We start from the raw sequence: 24,485 nt of genomic DNA on the forward strand, positions 1-24,485 counted from the left end.
AACTGGCAATGATAACGGGGGTGGTGAGTGACGGCGCAGCGGGGTATTAGCCCGGCTCATCCGTCTTAATCGGCATCGGCCGCATTTAGCTCAGCCGGTCTCGGTTGTTCGGCTACCTCGCTCGCCGCGCTTTCCCGCGGCGTTGCATCCGCCTGCTCACCCTGTACAGACTCGGCGAACGGTTCGCCCATGCGCGTCACGCTGAGGCAATTGAGGTTGGCGGAGAACTGAACCTGATCCGACGAGAACAGGTTGATCACCGTGGATCCCAGTTTAAAGCGCCCCATTTCCTGACCTTTCGCCAGCTCGATGGCGCCTTCCTCTCCGGCGCGAGGATAGGTCCAGCGCTGAATAATGCCTTCCCGCGGCGGCGTGACGATCCCCGCCCAGACGGTTTCGACGCTGCCGACGATGGTCGCGCCGACCAGAATCTGCGCCAGCGGGCCGAATTCGGTGTCGAACAGACAGATAACGCGTTCGTTGCGGGCGAAGAGATTCGGGACGTTCGCCGCCGTCAACAAATTCACAGAGAACAAATCGCCGGGGACATAAATCATTTCCCGCAGTACGCCGTCGCACGGCATATGGACGCGGTGATAATCGCGCGGCGATAAATAGGTGGTGGCGAACATGCCGTTGCGGAACAGGTCGGCCATGACGTAGTTTCCCGCCAGCAGCGCTTCCAGCGAGTAATGATGATTTTTGGCCTGGATCAGTTTGTCGTCGGTAATGGCGCCAAACTGCGACAATACGCCGTCGGCGGGCTGCACCAGCCGATGGGCGTGCGGATCGATAGGGCGGGCATCCGCTCTCAGCGGACGGACGAAAAATTCGTTAAAGGTGCGGTAAGCGGCGGTATCAGGTTGCTGCGCTTCCTGCATATTGACCTTGTAATAGCGGACGAACAGATCGATCACCAGAGTGGTGAGTTTACCTGCCGCCTTATCGGCTCCCCAGCCAGCCAAGCGGGTCAGCCAGATTTTGGGAAGCCAATACTGTAATTTGATTTTGATGTTATCCAGCACAGTGAGCCTCTTGGAGTTGTGGTGCGCCATAAAAAATCGCCGGGAGCGATTTTTAACGCTGCCTGCGGCGGCCCATAGGGGGGCGGGCATGGATAGCCCGCCATAAAAAAATCGCCGGGAGCGATTTTTAACGCTGCTCGCGGCGGCCCGAAGGGTGGCGGGCGGGGATAGCCCGCCATAAAAAATCGCCGGGAGCGACGTTTAACGCTGCTTGCGGCGACCCGTAGGGCAGCGGGCAGGGATAGCCCGCTATTAAGGGTGCGCATTGTAGCGACGGATAAGATAAATGTCAGTTATCCGTATCGGAAAAGGTTTTACGCGTTTTTACCTGAGCCATGCTTTCCAAAATCCGGTGATAGTTATCAAAACGTTCTTCGGCGATATCGCCGCGTTCGACCGCCGCGCGGATCGCGCAGCCCGGATCGTTGTCATGGCTACAGTCGCGGAATTTACAACTGCCCATATATTCACGAAATTCAACGAAGCCGCTGGTGACCTGTTCCGGCTCCAGGTGCCAGAGACCGAACTCGCGAACGCCCGGCGAATCAATGACATCTCCGCCATGAGGGAAATGATAAAGCCGGGCCGCGGTGGTGGTATGTTGCCCCAGCCCTGAATTATCCGACACCTCGTTGACCAGAATATCCTCGCCCAGCGCCAGCAGCGCATTGAGCAGGCTGGATTTGCCCACCCCTGATTGCCCGGCGAAGATACTGATACGCCCGGTCAGCGCCTGTTCCAGTTCGGCGATGCCCTGTTGCGTATGGCTGGAAACCATAATCACCGGATAGTTGAGCGCACGGTAGATATCCATCAGGCCGTCAACGAACTGACGCGCTTCTTCGTCCAGCAGATCGATCTTGTTCAGCACGATCAACGGCTCGACTTCCAGCGTTTCGCAAGCGACCAAATAGCGATCGATGATATTAAGGGAGAGTTCAGGGAGAATGGCCGAAACGATGACGATCTGATCGATGTTGGCAGCGATCGGTTTTACGCCGTCATAGAAGTCAGGACGAGTCAAAACGGAGCGGCGCGGGTGGACGGCTTCAACAATGCCGCTGATGCCGGCCAGAGCTTCATGTCCCGCCCGCCAGACCACGCGGTCGCCGGTAACCAGCGATTTAATGGTGCGGCGAATATTACAGCGATGCAACGTGCCGGCGGCGGATTCCACATCCGCATGCATGCCGAACCTGCTGATAATAATACCTTCCTGGGCTTCACCCAGTTGGCCATCTTCCCATTCGACCTTATTGTCCGCATGCTTAAGACGACGCTGATGGTTTGCGCTAACTCGACGTTGTTGACCTTTTGACAGTTTCTTTTTGCTCACTGAGCCTCACTTAACCGTATGATTATCGCCATGGCGACTGAAGCGACTATAATACACCCTATTTGATTTTAATTAACTGATGCCCACCAGTCGGGTATTCGGGTTGACGCCCGATTGGCGTCAACAGTCAGGTAACCGCACAATACTAAACAGGAATACCCACGATGGTAGATGAAAATAACCTAATCTGGATCGATCTTGAAATGACGGGATTGGATCCTGAGCGGGACCATATTATTGAAATTGCAACGCTTGTGACCGATGCCAATTTAAATGTATTGGCCGAAGGGCCGGTTTTGGCGGTTCATCAGCCGGATAGTCAACTGGCGTTGATGGACGACTGGAATGTGCGTACCCACGGCGCCAGCGGGTTGATTGACCGGGTAAAAGCCAGCAAGGTTGATGAGCGCGCGGCTGAACTGGAAACGCTGGCGTTCCTGCAAAAATGGGTGCCTGCGGGCAAGTCGCCCATTTGCGGCAACAGCATCGGACAGGATCGTCGTTTTCTGTTCCGTTATATGCCGGAACTGGAAGCCTATTTCCATTACCGCTATCTGGATGTCAGTACGCTCAAAGAACTGGCTCGCCGCTGGAAACCTGAAATTCTGGCTGGTTTTAAAAAGCAGGGTACCCATCAGGCGATGGACGACATCCGCGAGTCGCTGGCCGAACTGGCTTATTATCGTGAGCATTTTATTCAGCTTTAAACCGATCGCGCCGCGGGTGATGCATTAAGCGGAAAGGAAAATAGCATCGCATTACTCCGGTTTTGAATGCGCATTTTACCACCGCATTGCTCTTTTTATCGGCAGTCAGACGTTTTTTCATTTTCGAGGGCTTGCGGTCGAAAAGATTTCTCGTATAATGCGCACCCCGTACCGATGCAGAATTTCGCATCCGGTGCGGTCATTATCCCGAGCGGGAATAGCTCAGTTGGTAGAGCACGACCTTGCCAAGGTCGGGGTCGCGAGTTCGAGTCTCGTTTCCCGCTCCAATTTCTTTTCTATAGACATCCACAAGAGTCTGTAGTCTCCTGATTCAACAGGCTAATCGCTCTGTTGCGCATCCAGCGAAATCCACTGAAAACCACCGTCAACCACGCCGAAGTAGTACACAATTTGTTGAAGCATACTGATGCCATAAACCTATCTGAGGAATATATTGAAAAGTGGGGGAGGGTTATCAATAGGGAAAGATGTGACCTTACCAACGCAGGCAATCGGCAGCGCTATCCTGAACTCTCCCTGATGCGTGATCCCTTTGGCTATACGCGCCTATACTAGCGTTAATATTCATAGCTAAAGGGAAACAGATCATGTTGACGATTCTGAAAGACGACGAGAAGCAGGATTCCGAGCAAAGCAATACATCATCGCTTATTCAGCAAAAGATGTTGCAGTCCCGCTCTATTATTATTTCAGGCGAAATAAATCAGGCATTAACGGAAAAAGTGGTTTCGCAGCTACTGCTGTTGCAGGGGATCAGCAACGATCCGATAAAAATCTATATTAATAGTCAGGGGGGACACGTCGAAGCCGCGGACACCATCCATGACATGATTAAATTCATCAAGCCCGAGGTGCATATTATCGGCACGGGGTGGGTCGCCAGCGCCGGGATCACCATTTTTCTCGCCGCTAAAAAAGAGCGCCGCTACTCTCTTACCAACACCCGTTTTATGATTCACCAACCGCTTGGCGGCGTGCGCGGCCAGGCTAGCGACATTGAAATTGAAGCCAAAGAAATCGTCAGGATGCTGGATCGGGTCAATAAATTGATTGCCGATGCGACAGGGCAACCGGTGGAGAAAGTTAAGAAGGATACGGATCGTAACTATTGGATGACGCCGCAGGAAGCGGTTGACTACGGTATTGTCGGGCGGATATTGACCCGCTATGACGATTTGAATTTGGACTAATCTAACCGACTGATTTACCCTGGCGGCGGCCAGAACCGACACAATTATTCTTTGAGATGGGGGTTTACTCTGGTTGCTCATCGTGTTGGGCGCGTCGTCAGAATAGTCTGCATTTTTATGCTTTTATTACCGCTATTTTTCTTTTCTATCTAAGGGTTATCCACGCTTACTCTGCGCTGTTCCGTCAGGCGCGGCGATCCTTTATCGGCTATTGGCGGAATGTATTTTGCAAGCCATAGCGGTTTGCTGATTTGGCGCGATGAGATTACAGTACCGGGGTATTGTCGGGCGACAACGCCAGCGCGCCTGCAATCAAAGGGACAGGAATTGACTTAAGGAGGGTGAAGAAGATGAAATCGGATTTCTCCAGGCAGACGCCTGACTATCTGCAATTTACGCCGGGTCGGCCCCTTTCCCTGTGGCATCGCTGCATTGCCCGCCTGCTGGTGCGTTTCTACTACTCATCGTTACGTTTTTTTACGCCGGATGGACGGCGGTTGGCTCCCCTCGACGGCGAAACGCCGACGCTGCTGTTGGCCAGTCATCGCAATGGCGCGACGGACGGCTGGATCTTCAACCAACTACTGCCGAGCGCGCAGTTTCTTATCGCGGTTCAGTTGCTGCGCTCGCGCTTCCTGCGCCTGATGTTCGCCGGCATCCCGGTGGTGCGCGACAAGGATCGCGTGCGCTATGGCTATAGCCGGGCGCAGGCGGGCAATCCCATTTTACAGGCGATAGCCCATCTGAAGCTGGGGGGCAGCGTCGTCATCTTTCCTGAAGGCACCAGCGAATGGGGGGCCGGGCCGCAGCCTTATCAGGAAGGCGTGGTCAAAATTATCCGCCGACTGATGCAGGATCAATGTCGTTTTCAGGTTATCGCCGCCGGCAGTTTCTATCAGGCGCCTGACCGCTTCGGCTCCGCGCTGGAACTGCTGGTGAGCGATCCGCTCGCGCTGCCGGAACAGGGAGAAGACAGCGTCGCGCAGTGGGAAACGCGCATCATGCAGTATTTGAGCTGCTCGCTGAATCGCGTTTCCGTCGCCTGTCGCGATGAGCCGATGCTGGAGAACGTGGAGCGTCAGGCCCGCTCGCGCAGCCGTGTGGACGGTTCCTATGCGTTGGCGTTCAAACAAGCGGAACAGCAGTCGCTGCAAGGTCGTGCGCCAAAGCCGACGAGGACGGAGACCTCGCGCGCGTCGATGAACATCCTTCAGTGGCTGGCGTGGAAAGCGTTTATCTTTACGCTGCTGCCGGTCTGGCTGTGCGGCTGGTGGGCGGGACGCCGGGCGGACGGCCGCAACACCACCACCTTTTTTCGTCTTGCCGGCGGGTTCGCGACGGCGTTGATCTGGCTGCCCTGCCTGGCGGTTATCGCGTCGATCTATCCCTGGCTGCTGGCGCTGTACGGCATCGCCGCGTGGGGCTGGCGCCAGCGCGGCAAATTTTCCGCCATGAACCTTGAGAAAGAGAATGAAAGCAGACCGTAGTGTGGCGATGAGCCGGCATGGGGAGATAAGCAATCGTTGCTATCTCGCTCTGATTGTCCTGATTTGGCTTTGGGGCGTGGTCAGCGCGCTCAGCCTGCGCGACGCGCGTTTTATCGCGCCGGGGGCGCTGAGCCTGCTGGTTATTATTCTACAGGCCAGAGCGACGGCGGCCGGCGCCGGAACGTGGCGCAGTTGGCTCGGCGTGTTGCAGTTTGCCAGCAGCTGGCTGGTTTTTTATCTGTTCAGGGCGATTCACCTTGCGACGCCGCGCTCGTTCGACGCGCAGTTGCTGATGTGGGACCGCATGCTGTTCGGCGGCGGCGGCGCGACGGAAAAGGTAGCCGCGTGGCACACTTTCTGGCTGTCTGAAGTGATGAGCCTGTGTTATATCGCTTTTTATTTCATCATACTGCTGCCGGTGATCGTTTATGCCTGTCGGCGCACGACCCTGGCCAGTCGCGGTTTTTTCCACGGGTTAATGCTGATGTACCTGTTTGGTTTTCTGGGCTATCTGCTGGTTCCCGCCGGCGGTCCCTATTTGCAGTTTCCCGACCAGTTCCCGTATCCGCCGGAGGGCGGCGCGATCACCGCCTTTCAGGTTGCGCTGGTTGCCCAGGGCGGCACCGGCATGGACGTGTTTCCCAGCCTGCACTGCGGCATCAGTGTGTATATCCTCGGCTATTTGCTTCTGCAACGTCATACCCTGATAGCTGTTCTGCTGTTTCCCGTGGTTGCCGGCCTTGTTCTGGCGACGCTCTATTTACTCTACCACTACGGCATTGATCTTATCGCCGGGGCATTGCTGGCCTGCGCGGTGCTGGGGTGGTTGCATCGATGCGGCTATTTTCACGATGACGCCGCGCTAAGGATCTAACCTATGTACGTAGCCAATGACTTTGTCCTGCCGTTTGCCGATCCCCATGCCGTGGAGCTGTCGCTCAGCGGCGGCAAGGGCGCCAGTCTGGCGCGGCTTACCGCCGGCGGCCTGCCGGTGCCGCCCGGCTTTATCGTCACCAGCGCGGCTTACCGTGCATTCCTGGCGCCGCTGCGATCGCAGATTGACGCGATCTTGCAGGCCGGAGACGATGTCGCCGCGCAGAGCCGGCGCATTCAGGACTTAATCCGCCGACAGCCTGTCGGGGATGAACTGACGCAGGCGATAAACGAGCAGTTGCAGGTTCGTCAGGCCGAGCAGTGGGCCGTCGCGGTGCGCTCATCCTCGACTTTCGAAGATCTGCCCGGCGCGGCGTTCGCCGGGCAGCACGATACCTTCCTTAACCAGCGCGGCGCGGTGGAAATTCTTACCGCCCTGCGTGACTGCTACGTCTCTTTGTGGAATGAACATGCGATGCGCTATCGCGCGCGCCTCAATCTCGCCCATCTTGACGCTTCAATGGCGGTGGTGGTGCAGCAGATGGTGGAGATGACGGCGGCCGACAGCGCGGGCGTTGCGTTTTCCATCGATCCGGTGCGCGGCGATCTTAACCGCGTGCTGATCAACGCCTGCTTCGGCCTGGGCGAATCGGTAGTCGGCGGCGAGGCGGCGGTTGATGAGTTTCGCGTAGCGCTGCCGGAATTGACGGTGGCTGAACGCAATATCGCGCAGAAGAACGAGATTATCCTGAAGAGCGATCGGGGCGTCCGGCACGTCGCTTTATCAGACGAGCAGGCCGGCAGCCCGGCGTTGACGGATGCCCAGTGCCGCACCGTCGCGCAGTTGGCGCAGCAGGCGCAGGCGTTCTTTGGTTTCCCGCAGGACATTGAATGGGCGTTCTCCGGCGGCGTCTGCTACCTGCTGCAATCGCGCCCGGTCACCTTCGTCCCGGAACGCTGGACGCGGGACGAGTCCGCCGAGCGTTTCCCCAACGCCGTGACGCCGCTGACCTGGGATTTGGTGGAGGAGGGATTTCATGAATCGCTCAACTTCTCTTTCGAACTGATGGGGCTGCCGCACTTCGGCGGCAAATGGTTCGCCATCAAAGACTTTTATATCTACGGCAACCAGAACGCGGTCGAACTGTACGCGGGAAGAATGCCAGGCGGCATCCACTCCATCGAAGAACTACAGGCCGCGCTGCCCGAGTTGGCGAGGCGCTACGCCTGGGTGCAGGAACTGCCTGTACGCTGGATGCGCGATCTGGACACCTATCTGCTGGATATCGGCGCGCTGCTGCGCGAAGACCTGTCGAGCCGGCAACTGGACGAGTGCTGGCGCTATGTGCTGCGCGTACGCGATGCCGGCAAGCGCTACTTCCTGCCCAATATCGCGATTTCGCTGACGCAGCGCACGCTGTATGCCGTGCTCTATCAGCTTCTGAGCATGTCGATGCCGGCGGCGGAAGCGAAGACGACGTTCGATCTTCTGCTGTCGGTTTCCGATACCAAAACCGGGCAGGTGAATAGCGAGCTGTGGGCGCTTTCCCGCCTGATCCGCCAGGATGCCGCGCTGATGCAGGCGTTTAAACAGTATTCCTCCCGCGAACTGGTAGAACGGCTGTCGGATTACCCGGCCTTTGAACAGGAGCTGACGCAGTTCCTGCAACGTCACGGTCATCGCGAACTGGATTTCGACGCTTACTATCCTACCTGGCTGGAAGCGCCGCACGCGGTGCTGGACCAGTTGAATATGCTGGCTGAACTGCCCGATGAAGACCTGGCCGGTCAGGCGTTGCAAGCGCGGCTGGCCGCCTCCGCGGCGCAGCACCAGTATTTAAATCAGGTTCCGGAAGGCGTGCGTTATTTTATCGAGGAGGTGATCCGTCTGGCGCGGATTTACACCTATCTGGACGATCTTGAGCATTACCAGACGACGCGTCTGACGCTGCCCTTCCGCAAAGGGATTAAAGCGGTCGGCGAGCGTCTGGCGGCGCGCGGGATACTGCGCGAGGCCGGCGATATTTATTTCGCCCCATTCAGCGTGCTGGATGAGGCCATCCGCGAAGGGCGTTTCGACACGCTGGAGCAGGTCGTGTACGCCAATCAGGCGGGCTGGCGGCAGGCCAAGCAGCACAGCCCGGCCTGGAACCACGGCGAGCAGGATAGCGCGGAAGATACCCCGACCGGCAATGAGCTGACGGGGCTGGCGGGAAGTCCGGGTACCGTCGAGGGCGAGGTGTTTTTAATCCACAGCCCGGACGATTTCCCGCTGTTTCCCAAAGGCGCGATTCTGGTGGCAAGAACCACCAATCCGGCGTGGACCTCGTTGTTTTATCGCGCCAGCGGCGTGATTACCGAAAGCGGCGGCCCGCTTTCGCATGGCGCGGTGACGGCCAGAGAGTTGCAGTTGCCGGCTGTCATGAGCGTACGGGGCGTGATGTCGCGTCTGGAAAACGGCATGCGCGTCAGGCTGGACGGCAGGAACGGTACGATCAGCATCCTGTAGCCGGGCCGACGTAAACCGCTCGCCAGCACGTCAGGGATTGTTGCTGCGGCTGGCGAGACGCTACGCGGCGGAGTCGGATCGACCCGGCCCGACCATCAGCGCCGAGGTGGCGATGTTTTGAGCCTTCGGCTGCTTATCTGCGCAATCGCACTGGGCGGCCGGAATTTATGGTTAAAAGGGCTTGTCAGCGATGAATGATTGGTACATAATGCTGGCCACCGATGAGGGAGTTAGTAAATAGTTATATAATTCATTGTATTACAATGATTATCATCGGTAGCCGCGCAAGCCCTTTGCATCGGCAAAAAATATTTTTGCGGGAATAGCTCAGTTGGTAGAGCACGACCTTGCCAAGGTCGGGGTCGCGAGTTCGAGTCTCGTTTCCCGCTCCAATTTCTTTTCTATAGATGTCCGCTGATGTCTGTAGCTCTCTGATTCAACAGGCTAATCGCTCTGTTGAGCCTCCAGCGAAATCCACTAAAACCATCGCCAACCACGCCGAAGTAGTACACAAGTCAGTACATGAAAATCGGGTGCGTTATCGATGCGGATTGTTTGCTGAGTCGCTTCCCTGTGCGCGGTACACCTCTCTTCAATCTGGAAGGAGGCATACCCTATGGCGGGCAGTCACATTCATGGCATGATGGCCAAACCTAAAGCCTATCCAGAATCCCCGGCTGTATTTTGCCTAACAGGCGTAACAGTAAACAATGCTCAGCCGTTCTCTGACTGACGTCGTATCAGGTGGCCCCGCGGGAAAGTTTATCCATCGCAGCGCCAAAAATCCGATGGTAGTTAACGCTCTTGATAACATTAGCCCCCAAAGATCTATAAAATTTCTGAGCCACTGGGTCTGCTGATACTGACAGCCAATCCAGTTGTAAGCATTCCCGTTCCTGAGCTCGACGCGCTATAAATGCCATCAGCTTTCTGCCAATACCTCTTCTCCTGAAAGTCTCAGAGACAAACAGCTCTTTAATAAACATTTGTCCACTGAAACGCGGTGAGGGGTACATCACGGACACGCAAGAAAAAGCAGCTATAGACCCATCGCAAACAACTTTGTGAACCTCAGTACCTGAGTCGGCGGAAAATACCTTGTTCTTTAGATAAGCCGACATATCACTCCTGGAGAGCCGTATAACTTCGTTGTAGTAAGTCTCCATTTCAATAAAAACATCAATTAAATCATCATACTCATGTGGTTTGCAGATGGTTATATCCATGTTGTTTCCTTCTGAAAGTTTCAGGAAGACCATGCGAGTATTCTTGCCGCCTGCCAGCAACGAAACGCCGAAACGGCACGCAACGAGGTTATCCAACCTATTCATATAGCAGGAAAATTGTTGAAAGACTTCGTCAGTAGCCGCTCGCGTTAATCGATCTGGAGAAAGAAAAATCTCCTGAGGAAGTCCGTTTTTGGCACTGAGCCGACGGTCAGCTCTGATAGACCCAGAGTAGTAATGTGTCAGATTAAGTACGAATCAACGCCCCTTAACTCATTTAAAAACAACCCCCTTTAAGCCGCCATCAAATGCCAAAGTTCTCTCGAAACCGATCAATCTGATGCATCCGCTCGTGCAGGACCGTCGCGATACCGATGTCGCCGTTTGATAGTCTGCGCCAGTAGACAACGTGTCGCTCGTAGTGAAAGAAGAAACCCTCTACTCCAAATTCGGCGGGTACCGGCCGCGATACGACTTCATGGGTTTCTATCCTGGAAAATGCCTGAAACATGCCGGTAATGTAGCGATCCGCTTGCTCTATACCCCATCGCTCGCGCGTATATCGGTAGATCTCGTCAAGACGATAAGAGGCGGCTTCCTGTATGCGAACATTAGCCATACGCTCAGGCCTTGTTGCGTGCGATGATATCTGCGGCAGTCAGGGGTACGTATGATGACTCTGGTGCAGCAAAGGCATTAGTCAGTTCGGCCTTGAGTCGCTCGAATGCTTCCGCCTCCACCCGCTCTTTGTCCCGGCGGATCAGGTCCCGGATATACTCGCTGACGTTATCGTAAGCGCCGTTTTCGCCTACGTTGGCGGCCACGAAGTCGCTCAGCGGCCCTTTGAGGCGAACGGTCATTGTCGTGGTTCGGGACATGGTGTGTTCCTCATTGATGTATCTCGTATTGAATATAAGCAATAAATAATACAAAAACAACGTCAGGCCGTATGCCATAAGGTATAGATTAGATAAATAAAAAGCCAATTATCATGAGGTTATGAAATATTGGCGCATTGTGGGGATAATATTAATCGGAAAGGGCGATTGAGCTTTGATGGCTGTTCAAAGACGCTGTTAATTCGTTTGCTTGACCAGCCCCCAAAACAAGGCGAATTTCAAGGCTCGACTGATACTGACAGTATCGAGTTAACGTTAATAAACTAAGACTTGGCAACTCAGCGCTTATCTCGTTTCCCGCTCTAATTCTTGTTCTATAGACAGCCGCCAAAGTCTGTAGCTCTCTGATTCAACAGGCTAACCGCTCTGTTGAACCTCCAGCGAAATCCACTGAAAACCATCGCCAACCACGCCGAAGTAGTACACAAGTCAGTACACGAAAATCGGGTGCGTTATCGATGCGGATTGTTTGCTGAGTCGCTTCCCTGTGCGCGGTACACCTCTCTTCAACCATACTTTAATGGCGTACCGATGCCGTCGCCCGGCAGGCCCGCACCACCGGCAAAGCCTATTCTCTCAACGATACCGACGGGCTGTCACTGTTCGTGACCGGCAAAGGCGCGAAGAAATAGCACTTCCGCTTTTCGTTGCGGGGCAAGCCGCGGCGCGGCCTGCAAACTATCGGCGAGGGGCTGCCTCCCCCGCATTGGCGGACGATGCCGGCGGATCGTCTCCGGTTCCGTTTGGCGTCGCTTTGTCGTCTGTTATAGCCGCGGCGACTCGACGCACGCCTTCTGTTACTCCGCGATCCAGCAGACTCATCATCTCGGTGGTGGCCTGGGGCGCGACCTGCAACACCCCACGCAGCGCGTGATAAGTGTTCTCTAATGGCCGCAGGTAGCTGTCCGAGCCGGTCGCACGCGGAAGCTGAGTCCGGTGCTGGGCCGCTATGTTGAACGCCGCGTTGGCGAGGCGATCCCCCGGTTCGATTTTCCCTTTGCGCGCCTTAATTTCCGTAGAAACGGCTTGATTGCTATAAATGGAGGAAAGATAGGTAATTGGCGAGCTCATCCCGAGCAAAGCGTTTGTGGCGCGTTGCCCGCTGCTGAGCGGCGTCGAACTGTTGGTTTTAGGCGTCAGGTCACTTAGGAGCGACCCCTGCACCGCCGACGCCATTTTGCTGTAGAAATTGCTGCGCACTCTATCTTGCCTGATGTCCAGGCTCTGCTTGATCTTGTCGCCGATGCTCGTCTGGGGTGTTTTCTGCGGCTCGAAGATGGCGAATTTACGCCCCTGAGGATCGGTGTAAGACGTATTCAGTTGCACTACTGATTTGATCGCGCCTGCCGCACCGGAACCCAGAGCGCCGAATCCTGAGAGAATATGTGGCGTCTTCAGATCTGCGACGCCGGCATCGTTAAGGCTTTGACGCAGCACCTGAACGGCGCTGCGCGGGATAAAGGCCATCGAATCCCCTAGCGCCAAAACGGTATCGCTGCGTAATTGTTTGTTGCTTACCCGTAAACGTTCCCGATCCGCCAGGGTCGTTTCCTCCGCCAGAGTGTGTGATGATTTTTTCACCACCTCGCCGTACTCGCCTACCGTTGAGCGCAGGGGGTTGGGGACGATGGTATCGGCCTTGACGGGTTTAAGTCCAGGAACGCCCAACGCCTGTAGACCGTTTTCCAGAATCGGTTTCATCAGTCCGCCGATGGCTTCGTGCGCGAACCCGGTAACGCTGCCGGCCATCGCTGCTCGCCCCAGATAACCTGGCGCGTCGTTTCGGGTAATCTGGGTGCTCGCGGCGACGTTCATCCAGGATCGCACTTCCCCCAGATGCAGGAATGTCTGAACGCCCTGAACGATAGCCGACCCCATAATAACCTTACCTTTTTCAGTCGATTCCAGCGATTTGGACAAGCGCGCCTGAACATCTTCCAGATTAAGGTGAGCTTGTATAGTCGCGAGGTGTTTAACTTTGGAATGCCCCTGATAGTCAGTCTGTAGGCCTTGCAGGAACGCCAGAGTCTGCTCATGAGCTTTCATTTCCGTCTGGATCGTCTTAATACGGTCATCCGAAGGTGCCGTCTCGGCAAGCTCATGTTCAAGCAGCGCCAGATTTGCCTTAACCTTATTCTGGCTTGTTTCAAATGCGTCGGGAACGCTCTTGATCGCTTCTCGCGCCGCTGACGCCAGTGCCGTCTGGCTGCGGCGGACATCTGCGCGATCCGTCTGGCTAAGGTTCTGTTCGCGCAACGCGGTATCGTGCAGTAGATGAGCATGTTCCAGGTAGTCGCCCAACTTTCCTGCATATTCAGCGAAAACCTGGGCGGTTTCGCGCACATCCGGGGGAGAATGCGGTTCACTGCGCGCCGCAATTTCGTTAAGTCTGTCGGCAACGCTGGAATCGGTCAGCCGCGGCGGCGGCGATATTCCCGGCAGATAAGCCGCCACATCGTCGAAGCGCGCACCGGGGTTGGCTTCCAGCATCCCTCCTAATAGACGGGGAAGCGCGCCGTCAATTCGGGGCGTATCTGTGCTGCCGCGCTCCATCAAATCCAGCCGGTAATTATCAAAGAGTTCCTGATGGCGCTCCGGCAATTTCAACGGCTGATGTTGCGGCGCGTTGAAGGACGCGGAGCGTTCAAGCTGCTTGCTCAGCAGCGGAGGATTACTGGATAGTCGGATACTGACTGTTGATGTCGACGCAATGTCGGACGCTTTTGGCTGAGTGGGGAAGTCGCCCAGGGTGAGCGAATGAGGCTGTATATCATTAATACGCATGTCATTGCTCCTCTCTTTAGGATTGACCGTGCGTGGTGGCGACCGGCACAAGGGCGGAACCTGTGGCGACGGACTTGTGCCACTGGTGAGCGAAGGCGGCGCAGGCGGAAAGCACGGACAACAGCGTGGCTGCTGAGGCTTGCTCAAGGCCGGCTGCGCCCATGAGCAGAATGTTTTCGGTCTTGGGATTGCGGGCCAACACCGCGCCGTAGGGCGCATTGAAAAGGTGAAAATTCATGTCTAGCAGCGCAATGGATTGTTGTGCCGAATACTTACCGTGCAGTGGACCCAGATCGGCGTGGATCGCTATGTGGCCTGGCTCTGGCTGTGCGACATAAGGTAAGGAAAAATCGATGCCATCGATCTCGAAATGAGGTCGTTCGTACAACACGCTGCTACGAGGAATCTCTGCGAGGTCGCAGAAATCATCTATCAAAGCCCGATAGTCTTTCAGACTCATCTTTATATCTTCCTGTAATGATTGCCAAGGAAACCGTCTACTGCAAGTCGCAGCAAGGCGGCGGTGCGAATTGTTTAGGACGTAGATACCGAAACCCTTGGTTCACGATCAAAAGAGAAGACCTGAAAGGGCCAAGCGTTTATCTTTCGCTGATCATTATGTCGTTTTGAAATAAAAGTGAGTTCCATTCAGAATAAAAATTATTTGTGACAACGCCTTCTTTGCGGCCGAATATCGGCAAAGGGATAAGGTACTCGCACGTAAAGTTATCTCCCCGTTCTCGCGCCGCCTCCAGCGTGCTGAACCCGGGCGAAGACCATTGCGGCGCGTATTTCACCGTCCGGAATACGGACGCCACAGGCGCGTCCGTCGCCCGACGAAGCCGACCCCTTTAACGATACCGACGATTGCCATAGCTCGTGGTCAGCAAGCTCCGGCCGGATTAGAGCCATACTTCGTCGCATCGCCTGAACTATAATGAGCGCAACCATGATACAGTTGGCATAGTTGTCAACTCATTGAAATCTTATAATTTATTGAAAGGAAATATGGATTATGAATGTTTTTAATCATGAAAACGGCGATTTTTTTATAAACGATAATGCTAAGATATATTATGAAATAAAAGGCAATGAGTCGGGGTATCCAATCATTTTTATTCATGGAGGGATGCTTAATATTGAGTCTTTTAATGGGATGATCAGCCACATTCCAGAACAATATAGATGTATTGGAATAGATAGCCGTGGTCATGGGAAATCGACATTTGGCAGTAATTTGAGTTATGCGCTATTGCAAAATGACGTAGAAATGCTCATGGATCATTTGAAATTAGACAAATGTAGTATCGTGGGTCATAGCGATGGCGGTACGGTAGCGCTTAGGCTGGCGGCATCAAGGCCTGAGCGAGTCGAAAAATTGATTACTATTGGCGCGCAGTGGTATCTGGCAACGGATGATCCAGCCAGAGAAGTATATAAAGATATAACGCCTGAAAAGTGGATAAATAAATTCCCTGATAATGTTAAGGCCTACGAAGCATTGAATGAGGATCCCAGATTCTCACAGTTACTAACTGAAATAGTTAAAATGTGGCTAGATACGAGTGAAACCGGATATCCATATAGATCTGTCAATAATATATCTTGCTCAACGATGATTATTCGAGGCGATGAGGATTGGTTGGTTCCACGTCATCATTCAATCAGTTTGGCTGATATCATTGATAAATCGGTTTTATTTACTGTCCCATTTTCTAATCATTGCGTACACGAGGAACGACCGGAATTAATCGCATCATTTATTTTAGAGTTTCTGCAAAAAAAAGCATAAAAAATGACAGGGCGGCGCTGACGCCCGATTTTTTTCTAATTCAATTTGGGAGGATGAGCACAAGTATAATCGTGGCTAATAATTGATTTGGATCAGCGCTTCCTTACTGCTCAGAGTAAACTAGCGAGGGTAGTTATGGAATATATAAAGATATTGTTCACTGTTATTATTGCCGTTGGTGGGTGGATCGTTGCGCATTACTATACGTCCAGAAGAGATACTAATAATTATCGTCGAGCCACGCGTATTGAGGCGCTATCATTTTGCTACAAAGCATTTATACGCTCAAGTCTTGATGGCGCTTTGATAATAGAGGATGAAGCTGGAAAGGTTATTAATAAAGCAATTCATGTAGAAGAGGCTATAGCACTTATTCACCTCTATGGAAGTCAAGAACAATCTGATTTGGCAAAGGTATATGCAAATGAAATATCAGAAAAAAAGAATGCGGATTCAACGGCTTTGGTAAACAGCCTTCGTTCAGATATTCGAGAAATGCCAGGGTAACCCGATGTTGAAGGAATTCCTTCATACCTAAAGATTACTAAATGAGTCGACTCAATAATTTCATTAAATTTGGTATCAGTTTTCGACTCGGATTGATTTTGGCATTGAGTACCATGTATTGCTTGATGAGCCTGCAACACAAGGCTAATTTCAAGGCTCAACTGACACAGAAAATATCGGTTGAGCATTAATAAATTACGACTTAGCGCTTGTCTCGTTTCCCGCTCCGATTTCTTTTCTATAGACATCCGGCAAAGTCTGTATCCCACTGATTAAACAGTATAATCGATCTGTTTCTCATCCAGTGAAATCCACCGTCAACCACACCGAAGTAGTACATAAATCAGTACATGAAAATCGGTTTGTCAGATGCTTTTATCACCGACTATTCGTCTTCGGATACGACAGGGCAGGAATCAGGGCGCCTTGCGGGAAACATGCTCAGCGGCGGCACGGTTGGCCTTGACCACCGCTTCTGCCAGACGTTGACCTTGCATCATCGCGGCGCATAGGGCGCCCATAAAGCAGTCTCCTGCGCCATGGGTGCTGACCAGTACCACTTTTTGCGCCGGCAAGGCGTGACACTGACCTTTGGTTTCGCAGAATGCGACCCCATGTTCGCCGGCAGTAACCACCACCGAAGGAAAGTCCTCGCTCAGCGCCGCCGCCGCCGCGCTGGCTCCAGAGAGATCGTTGACCTCGATTCCTGTGAGATCACGGGCTTCAACGGCGTTAACGACCAGCAGATCGATCGAGGAGCGCATGGATGCGCAGAGCTCACGCGCCGGAGCAGCATTAAGGCACACGGTAATGCCACGTTTTTGGGCTTCACGGGCTGCCAGCATGTTGATCGCTTCCGGTACCTCATTCTGCAATAACAACATGCCCGCCTGCTGCCAGACGCCGTCTTCGCTAAACTGCTGCGGATCTATATGGTTATTGGCATTGGATACCACTACGGCGCCGTAGTCATTTTCTGCGTCCATAATTGCGACACTCATACCGGAAGGGATGCAATCCTTCACCGCAACATGGCGGATATCAACCCCGTTATCCTTAAGTACCGAGAGTAAAAACTTACCCTGTTCATCCTCGCCGACCGCGCCGACAAAACTTACCTGCGCGCCGGCCCTGGCCGCGGAAACCGCCTGGTTACCGCCTTTGCCGCCAAATTTATATGAGCAGGCGCTACCCATAACGGTTTCGCCCTTTTCCGGCCGATGGTGCGCCTGCAACATAATGTCGTAATGAAGACTACCGATGACCACTATTTTACTCATGCTAATATTCTCTTGAATTCTGGACTGCATGCTGGGTTTTCATCAGATTCTTTTCTGCCTTCTTAAGATCTTTTTTCGCAATCGCTACAAACAATGCATCCAGTATATTTAACTGGGCGATTCGCGATGCTGCGTTTTCCCCTAGCAAATGCGAGCCCTGAGAGGTTGAATTGAGAACCACATGCGCATTACGCGCAATGGGCGACTCGGCATAATTGGTAATGGCAATGACTTTGGCGCCATTGCGCGCAGCGAGTTTTATTGGGGCATTTACCGCACGCGTGGTGCCTGAATGACTAATGGCGATGACCACATCGTCGTCCGATAAAATAGCCGCTGACATCAGCATAATATGGGCGTCATCGTACATCGTTGTCTTTATCCCGATCTTCAGCAGCTTGTGAGCCATATCACGGGCAACGGCGGCCGAACCGCCCACTGCGTATAAATCGATATGCCGGGCCTTGAACAAAATATCAGCAGCACGATTAAATTCAGAAACATCAAGAATCGATATCGTTTCTTCTATTGCCTGAATGGATGTTCTGAATACCTTGGTCAGTAATTGTTCCGATGAGTCACTAGGTTCAATTTCCGCATGCAGGCTTGCTACCTCAGAATGGTTGTAATAAATCAAGCTACTTCTGAATTCCCGAAAACCCGAGAAATTGAGTTTTTTAGCCAATTTGACCACCATTGCCTCAGAAACATTATTCTCTTGAGCGATTTCTTTCAGTGAGGTTTGCTCGGATAAATCTGTTTTCGAGGTAATAGACTCCACCACTTTCCTTTCCAGTGGCGTCAGTTGTGGTAGTCTCATGCGAATTTGAGCGCCTATTGCTCGCGGATCCTGCGTCATTATTTGCCTCGTGTCGCTCTGTCAATCAACATCGCTATAATAATAATCAGTCCGGTAGCAAGCAATTGATAAAAAGCCTGAATATTAAGGAGTGTCAAACCATTACGTAATGATCCGAGAATAATCGCTCCGACAATCGTTCCAATGATGCTGCCTTTACCACCCATCAGCGACGCGCCGCCTATGGCTGCCGCCGCGATGGCATCCAGTTCCCATAAGTTTCCTAAAGTTGGCTCTGCCGCTCCAAGACGCCCAATCAGAATCAGAGAAGCCAGCGACGCTAATAATCCGGAAATAACAAATACCGTAACTTTGGTTTTTTTCACCGGCACACCCGCAACCCTTGCAGCCTCTTCGTTGCCGCCCACCGCCAGAATATATTCACCCAGAGGGGTTTTATTCATTAATACCCATAGAATCAGCGCGATGACAATCACGATAACGATGGGGGCTGGGACCCCTAACAGCTCGCTATTAATGAAATCGCGGAATTCCGTAGGGATACCGAATATCGGATTGCCGCCGGTAAAGATTAATGCCATGGCGCGAAACAGAGATAATCCCCCGAGGGTGACAATGAAGGGTTGTAGCCCGGCGTAAGCCACCAAAGTACCGCTGAATACGCCACACAGCGCCCCGACGCCCAATGTGGCCATGACGGCCAGGGGAACGGGTACGCCGGCCACCATCAAGGTCGCGCCCAGCACCGCCGATAAGGCCGCTGTCGGCCCCACGGAGAGATCAATCCCGCCGGAAATAATAACCAACGTCATGCCTAACGCAATAATGGCGTTGATCGACGATTGCTGAAGAATATTCAGTAAATTTGGTACGGTAAGAAATACCGGAGATAATAGAGAGAAGGTGACAATAATAATCATTAAACCAATCAAAGTACCTGCATCGCGCAGATTAAATTTAAATAGCGCTGAAGGATGTACGGTGGGTTGAGTATTACCTTTTGTCATCATAATAATTGCCTTAATGATAAGTGTAGGTTACAGCGTTATTATTTAATTCGGATCATTGATCGCATAACGGGCGATATTTTCTTCAGTGATATCGTCACCTTTAAGCTCGATAGTGATTTTCCCTTCACGCATCACGATAACTCTGTCGGAAATACGAATAATTTCAGGCATCTCGGAGGAAACCACCACAATCGCCTTACCCTGTTGAGCCAATTTTTCTATCAGATTATAAATCTCGGATTTGGCGCCTATATCGATACCTCGGGTTGGCTCGTCGAATAGAAATACGGTGTTATCTGCTGCCAGCCAGCGACCGATAATAACTTTCTGCTGATTACCGCCGCTCAAGGTGCCGATAGGTTTTTCGATATTTAACGGGCGCAATTTCAGATCCGTCATCACCTCTTGCGCCACCTGATTTAATTTCCTTTTTTTTAATAATCCATAGCGGGTGAAGTTCCCCATTGAGGGGAGGGCCACATTCATTTTCACCGCCCGTTCTTTAATGATTCCCTCTTTTTTGCGATCTTCCGGTACCAGACCAATACCCGCCCGAATGGCGGAGCGAACATTGAGATTTTTCACCGGCCTGCCGCCGACCCGCACGCTGCCGCTGGTCTTTACATCAATACCCGCAATCAGTTTTAGCAGTTCGGTGCGTCCAGAACCCACCAGCCCTGCAATTCCCAACACTTCGCCGGCCTGTACGCTAAAACTGGCCGGGAATACCGCTTTGTCACGTCCAAGGTCTTCCACGCGCAGGATTTCTCTATCGGTAACAAAGGACTGATGCCGTACTTTTTCGATTTTTCGCCCCACCATTTTGGTGACGATGGTTTCTTCTGTTTCGTCGCAGATGTTCACTACGCCCACCTGTTTTCCGTCACGCAAGATGGTGGCGCGATCGCAGATTTTAAAAATCTCATTCATTTTATGGGAGACGTAAATCAGCGAAACCTGCATTGATTTCAGGTCGGAAATCAATTCCGCCAGCCGCTCGAACTCCGTGGGGGTCAGGCTTGATGTGGGCTCATCCATAGCAATGATTTTGGCTTCATCAAGCAGAGCGCGGGCAATCTCCACGATTTGTTGTTGTGAAACCTTCAGATTTTTTATTGGTTCATCAGGGTCGATGCTGGGATCCAGACGTCTAAGAATTAATTTTGCCCGGGCATACTGGGCTTTTTTATCGACAAACCAGCCTTTGTATTTGGTTAACGGTCGCCCGAGAAACATATTCTGCGCAACGGAGAGCTCGGGAACATGCTGCAACTCCTGATGAATCATGGCGATGCCGGCCTGGCGAGCGGATAGCGGGTTTTTCAACTGAATAACCTTGCCGTCCACCGTTATTTCACCGGTATCGGAGGCTCGAACGCCGGAAAGAATATTCAGCAGTGTCGATTTCCCCGCGCCATTTTCACCGATTAGGGCATGTACCTCACCACGCTTTACTGAAAAGTCTACGTCCTGAATCGCAACGGCATTACCGTAAGTTTTGCCGATCCCACGCATCGTTAAGCAATATTGTTCCATAAACCCTCCGTCGCTTTACTTATTGCCCGGCAAGCAGTTTGCGCAGCGTTTCATGGTCTTTGGTTGAGAATTCGTCCACGTTTTCTTTAGTGATGAGCGCTTGAGGCGTGGAGACGACACGTGACAATTTCTGGCCATTAATAAGACGCAGCATGACTTCCATTGCCACTTCACCGGTGAGTATCGGGAAGCTGTCGACCGTACCGGTCAATTCGCCTCGCCTAACGGAGGCGTAAGCATCGGAAATGCCATCGGTGCCAAATACGGCGACCTGATTGCTTTTACCCTGCGAACGCACGGCTTCCACGACGCCCAGGGCCATACCGTCATTATTGGCATAGAAACCAATTAAATCGGGATGTTGTTGCAAAATGGTCGAGGCGGAGTTATAGGCGTTTTCACGACTCCAGTTAGCAGGAATGCTGGCCACAACGGCATATTTGCCATTGGCTTCGATGGTTTCACGGAAACCTTTGGTGCGTTGGGCGGCGGCGTATACCCCAGGTTGACCTTCGATTATCGCCACCTTACCGCCTTCCGGTTTATTTTTAATAAACCAGTTTGCAACCCGCACACCGTTGTCTTTCTGCACGTTGCCTACATAATAGGCGGCGTTTGGCATAACAGCATCATTTACATTGACGACCGGAATGCCTTTGCTTTTGGCTCTTTCATAGGCGGGCTGTAAATTGGCGTCAGTCTGGGGGGAAACCAGCAGGCCGTTAAATCCCTGGGCGATCAATGTTTCAGCGATAGATAGCTGACCCAACTGATCGTCTTCATTGGCCGCAGCCTGGTAAGCGAGGGTAAAACCATATTTTTGGGCGACATTTTTGTAGCCCTGACCGAGGGAACGCCAATATTCATTGGTCAGGGTTTTGGATACGCCGCCAATTTTCAGCTTGTTATTCGCCGCAGGCAGCGGGCCATATTTAGCGGTCAGTTCCGTCCAGTCAGTACGGTCTGGTTCGGTGTCGGATTGCAACGGGGGTAAGTCCGCGGCATAGACGCTGGAGCAAAACAGGGTAGAGGCGAGTACAGAAAGTAATTGTTTTTTCATCTTCTATCCTTCCTATTTGTAGTTTTTGTTATTTACTCAAATGCCCGAGCCGACAGCTAAACGGCAAGGGCTATTTAGCAAGCATTACGTCGTTAATAATTTGCTGCGATGCCACGGCATCCTGACGGCCGATGGCATCGAGCAACTCAACATTGTCGTTGAGTTTGTCGCACAGCTTCAGTAATCGAGTCACGGTAGCGATATTGGTCTCGGCTTCACGAACCGGGTCCAGACCACTGGCGTCCGGGAAAGTGTCGAAATAGTAGGCGCCTTGATAGCCATCGCGGCGCATTTGCCAGAGAAATTCCAGTGTGGCCCGCGGATTAACGGAAGCGACCATCAGGCCGTCATCGCGTTTGCCCCAGCCATCGTTAAGATCGAGGCCTAGCAGACGCGAGCGGCGGGCCACCATGGCGGCGGCATAAGCAGGGATCTCATTGGCAAACAGAACATGAGCGAAATCAAGAGTAAGACCTAAATTCGGGCAGCCGGCCTCTTCCACCGCCAGCAGGCAGGTGGTTACGTTCGGGAAAATACTGTAGGCACGGGGTTCATTGGGTTTATATTCAATACTGATATCAATATCCGGGGCGTATTCGGCCACTTCTCTCACCGCACTTACCGCATCTTCCCAGATTTTTTTGTAATCCGCCTGAAAACAGTAGTCATAGCCATCCTGACCCATCCACAGCGTCATTAAACTGGCGCCGAACTCCCGTCCCGCGTCAATGCCGCGCTTGGTTAACTCGATAGCCTGACGACGGATCGATGGATCCGGGTTAGTGAACGCGCCAATTTTAAATTCCGGCGCATCCCAACGCATTTGCATGCCATTCACCGCCAGACCCACTTCCTCGATTTTCCGGCGCATGGTTTTAACATCGTCGGTGATGTGTTGCGGATAATTTAGATCCAGATGGGTCAATCCCTTGGCCGTGGCGGCCCGTTCAATCATTTGCAATACGGAAGGTTTACCTTTCAGTTCCGGCCAGTAGCGATAGGCGCCTGAAGCAAAGGAATTCAGACGTGTGGCAAATTTAAGTTCCGACATGGAGTCTCCTTACGTAAATTAGCTGTAATGTACTTTCCTGTTTTACTATTTTTAGTAAAGTTGTAATACAGATATCACGGGCTTCTGACGGCGACAAGCTGAGTTGCTTTTTTGTTAATCAAATTGAGAGGCTATTCACGAATTTTGTTTGACGCAGTGCGCCTGAGACGCAACCTTTCCTCTGCGGATACGCAGACCGATCGTCATTGTCGTGGGAAGGCGTCTGAAACTGGGTGAAGTGGGGATAGTGACCTGAATCCACCATCGGGATGAGCCGCCATCATCACGGCTGACGATGGCAGGCGATATTCTCAGGCATGCGGTCCGGACGTCAGCGAGTCGCGTGCTATCAGTTCGCCGACGAAGGTTTGTTGATATTTAAATTCGCCGCCGTCGAGCATGAAAATTAAGCGGCCAATGGTTTCTTTGATCATTTCCGTCACCGGAATTCTGACGCTGGCGAGGGACGGAATAATATAAGGCGCCATCGCGACATCATCAAAACCAATAACCGAGACCGGGTGCGGAACGGTTATTCCGCTGTCGTGTAATTGTTTAATGGCGCCGATCGCCATATCGTCGTTACTGGCAACCAGCGCGGTAAAGTTCACATCACGCGATAATAATTCGGCGACGCCGGCGGAACCGCAGGCGGGCGTCCATTTTCCCTTTACAATCAACGCATCGCGCAGCGCAATGTTGTGTCGCGCCAGCGCGTCTTTATAGCCGGAAAGGCGTTCGACGCCGGTGGGGGAATCGAGGGAGCCGGTAATAAACGCAATATCGCGATGCCCCATGGCGATTAATTTCGACACGGCGGTAAAGCTTGATAATTTATGATCGGCGTAGACGCAGTGGCTGCTATTTTTACGCAGCCGACGATTAAGCACCATAATCGGCTGAGAATGGTTTTGGATAATCTCATCAATTTCATCAACGCTGAGAAAGCGCGGATAAATAATAATCGCATCACAGCGTAAATCGAGCAGGTATTGAATTGCCTGGCGCTCTTCTTGCGCGCTATGTTTACCATCCGCCAGGATCAGCTGACGCCCCTGGTCTTCCGTCATGCGGGCGGCATGAAACAGCAGCTCGCTAAAATAAACCCCCTGATACAGGGTGTTGGTGACCACCAGTCCCAGCGTCTGCGTCTTTTTAGCCGCCAGGCTGCGGGCCAGCAAATTGGGCCGGTAGCCACTCTCTTCAATGGCCTGAAACACACGGTCTTTGGTTTCCTGACTGACGTAGCCGTTGCCCGAAAGCACGCGTGAAACCGTCGCCTTCGACACGCCTGCCCGCTTCGCTACCTCCAGCATTGTGGTCATGTTGATCATCCGTTCGCTATCGATGTAGCGCAGTTTACTTCAGCTCG

21 protein-coding genes and 2 tRNA genes are annotated in these 24,485 nt (G+C 52.8%); 9 read left to right on the top strand and 14 right to left on the bottom strand.

Annotated features, from left to right (window positions below; translation table 11 throughout):
• Positions 1-65 precede the first annotated feature (65 nt).
• Together asd and rsgA are read right to left on the bottom strand one after the other, a co-directional pair.
• The gene (gene asd, locus ABRZ28_RS02910) at positions 66-1,025 is read right to left on the bottom strand and encodes an archaetidylserine decarboxylase (RefSeq protein ID WP_330519453.1); all 960 of its coding nucleotides are present in this window, start codon (positions 1,023-1,025) and stop codon (positions 66-68) included.
• Positions 1,026-1,314: 289 nt separating this feature from the next.
• Positions 1,315-2,361, bottom strand: coding sequence for a small ribosomal subunit biogenesis GTPase RsgA (gene rsgA / locus ABRZ28_RS02915; RefSeq protein ID WP_319605950.1), 1,047 nt, complete (start codon positions 2,359-2,361; stop codon positions 1,315-1,317).
• A 164-nt stretch (positions 2,362-2,525) separates the two neighbouring features.
• Here rsgA and orn point away from each other — a divergent pair, with 164 nt between their 5' ends.
• The 7 genes from orn (at position 2,526) to ABRZ28_RS02950 (ending at position 9,540) form a co-directional block, all read left to right on the top strand.
• On the top strand, positions 2,526-3,068 hold the full coding sequence (gene orn / locus ABRZ28_RS02920; RefSeq protein ID WP_319605949.1) for an oligoribonuclease: 543 nt from the start codon (positions 2,526-2,528) through the stop codon (positions 3,066-3,068).
• A gap of 211 nt (positions 3,069-3,279) precedes the next feature.
• Positions 3,280-3,355 (top strand) — tRNA-Gly (locus ABRZ28_RS02925).
• 321 nt (positions 3,356-3,676) lie between these two features.
• Positions 3,677-4,279: an ATP-dependent Clp protease proteolytic subunit gene (locus ABRZ28_RS02930; protein WP_319605948.1), complete on the top strand. Its 603-nt coding sequence runs from the start codon at positions 3,677-3,679 to the stop codon at positions 4,277-4,279.
• Between the two features lie 350 nt (positions 4,280-4,629).
• A complete protein-coding gene (locus ABRZ28_RS02935; protein WP_330519454.1) occupies positions 4,630-5,766 on the top strand; it encodes a lysophospholipid acyltransferase family protein in 1,137 nt (378 codons plus the stop codon).
• Entirely contained in the window at positions 5,750-6,640 is an 891-nt protein-coding gene (locus ABRZ28_RS02940; RefSeq protein ID WP_330519455.1) for a phosphatase PAP2 family protein, read from the top strand. The genes ABRZ28_RS02935 and ABRZ28_RS02940 overlap by 17 nt, the downstream gene beginning before the upstream one ends.
• Positions 6,641-6,643: 3 nt before the next feature.
• Positions 6,644-9,148, top strand: a complete 2,505-nt coding sequence (locus ABRZ28_RS02945; RefSeq protein ID WP_330519456.1) for a PEP/pyruvate-binding domain-containing protein — start codon at positions 6,644-6,646, stop codon at positions 9,146-9,148.
• A gap of 316 nt (positions 9,149-9,464) precedes the next feature.
• Positions 9,465-9,540 (top strand) — tRNA-Gly (locus tag ABRZ28_RS02950).
• 348 nt (positions 9,541-9,888) lie between these two features.
• Here the strand turns inward: ABRZ28_RS02950 and ABRZ28_RS02955 are convergent.
• The 5 genes from ABRZ28_RS02955 to ABRZ28_RS02975 form a co-directional block, all read right to left on the bottom strand.
• On the bottom strand, positions 9,889-10,374 hold the full coding sequence (locus ABRZ28_RS02955; RefSeq protein ID WP_330519457.1) for a GNAT family N-acetyltransferase: 486 nt from the start codon (positions 10,372-10,374) through the stop codon (positions 9,889-9,891).
• A 304-nt stretch (positions 10,375-10,678) separates the two neighbouring features.
• Complete coding sequence (locus ABRZ28_RS02960) at positions 10,679-10,993, bottom strand: type II toxin-antitoxin system RelE/ParE family toxin (protein WP_330519458.1); 315 nt, start codon at positions 10,991-10,993, stop codon at positions 10,679-10,681.
• 4 nt (positions 10,994-10,997) lie between these two features.
• Positions 10,998-11,252 (bottom strand): ribbon-helix-helix domain-containing protein, encoded by a 255-nt coding sequence (locus tag ABRZ28_RS02965; RefSeq protein WP_330519459.1) that lies wholly within the window; start codon positions 11,250-11,252, stop codon positions 10,998-11,000.
• A 699-nt stretch (positions 11,253-11,951) separates the two neighbouring features.
• Positions 11,952-14,057: a hypothetical protein gene (locus tag ABRZ28_RS02970; RefSeq protein WP_330519460.1), complete on the bottom strand. Its 2,106-nt coding sequence runs from the start codon at positions 14,055-14,057 to the stop codon at positions 11,952-11,954.
• Between the two features lie 16 nt (positions 14,058-14,073).
• Positions 14,074-14,517 carry a CesT family type III secretion system chaperone gene (locus ABRZ28_RS02975; RefSeq protein WP_319605943.1) on the bottom strand — a complete coding sequence of 148 codons (444 nt, stop codon included), beginning with the start codon at positions 14,515-14,517 and terminating at the stop codon, positions 14,074-14,076.
• A 555-nt stretch (positions 14,518-15,072) separates the two neighbouring features.
• Here ABRZ28_RS02975 and ABRZ28_RS02980 point away from each other — a divergent pair.
• Together ABRZ28_RS02980 and ABRZ28_RS02985 are read left to right on the top strand one after the other, a co-directional pair.
• Positions 15,073-15,849, top strand: a complete 777-nt coding sequence (locus tag ABRZ28_RS02980; RefSeq protein ID WP_330519461.1) for an alpha/beta fold hydrolase — start codon at positions 15,073-15,075, stop codon at positions 15,847-15,849.
• Positions 15,850-15,984: 135 nt separating this feature from the next.
• Positions 15,985-16,356, top strand: coding sequence for a hypothetical protein (locus ABRZ28_RS02985; protein WP_330519462.1), 372 nt, complete (start codon positions 15,985-15,987; stop codon positions 16,354-16,356).
• A 416-nt stretch (positions 16,357-16,772) separates the two neighbouring features.
• Here the strand turns inward: ABRZ28_RS02985 and ABRZ28_RS02990 are convergent, their stop codons facing one another.
• The 7 genes from ABRZ28_RS02990 to ABRZ28_RS03020 form a co-directional block, all read right to left on the bottom strand.
• Positions 16,773-17,636: a ribokinase gene (locus tag ABRZ28_RS02990; RefSeq protein ID WP_330519463.1), complete on the bottom strand. Its 864-nt coding sequence runs from the start codon at positions 17,634-17,636 to the stop codon at positions 16,773-16,775.
• Between the two features lies 1 nt (position 17,637).
• Positions 17,638-18,495 (bottom strand): MurR/RpiR family transcriptional regulator, encoded by an 858-nt coding sequence (locus ABRZ28_RS02995; protein WP_319605939.1) that lies wholly within the window; start codon positions 18,493-18,495, stop codon positions 17,638-17,640.
• Positions 18,495-19,466: an ABC transporter permease gene (locus ABRZ28_RS03000; RefSeq protein ID WP_330519464.1), complete on the bottom strand. Its 972-nt coding sequence runs from the start codon at positions 19,464-19,466 to the stop codon at positions 18,495-18,497. Before ABRZ28_RS03000 ends, ABRZ28_RS02995 begins: the two co-directional genes overlap by 1 nt.
• A gap of 42 nt (positions 19,467-19,508) precedes the next feature.
• Positions 19,509-21,002, bottom strand: a complete 1,494-nt coding sequence (locus ABRZ28_RS03005; RefSeq protein WP_319605937.1) for a sugar ABC transporter ATP-binding protein — start codon at positions 21,000-21,002, stop codon at positions 19,509-19,511.
• A gap of 19 nt (positions 21,003-21,021) precedes the next feature.
• Positions 21,022-22,062, bottom strand: coding sequence for a sugar ABC transporter substrate-binding protein (locus ABRZ28_RS03010; RefSeq protein ID WP_319605936.1), 1,041 nt, complete (start codon positions 22,060-22,062; stop codon positions 21,022-21,024).
• Between the two features lie 70 nt (positions 22,063-22,132).
• Positions 22,133-23,113: a TIM barrel protein gene (locus tag ABRZ28_RS03015; RefSeq protein ID WP_330519465.1), complete on the bottom strand. Its 981-nt coding sequence runs from the start codon at positions 23,111-23,113 to the stop codon at positions 22,133-22,135.
• A 311-nt stretch (positions 23,114-23,424) separates the two neighbouring features.
• The gene (locus ABRZ28_RS03020) at positions 23,425-24,438 is read right to left on the bottom strand and encodes a LacI family DNA-binding transcriptional regulator (RefSeq protein WP_330519466.1); all 1,014 of its coding nucleotides are present in this window, start codon (positions 24,436-24,438) and stop codon (positions 23,425-23,427) included.
• Positions 24,439-24,485: the final 47 nt, after the last annotated feature.

It is taken from the genome of Brenneria sp. g21c3 (assembly GCF_040240345.1).
Taxonomy (GTDB): Bacteria; Pseudomonadota; Gammaproteobacteria; order Enterobacterales; family Enterobacteriaceae; genus Brenneria.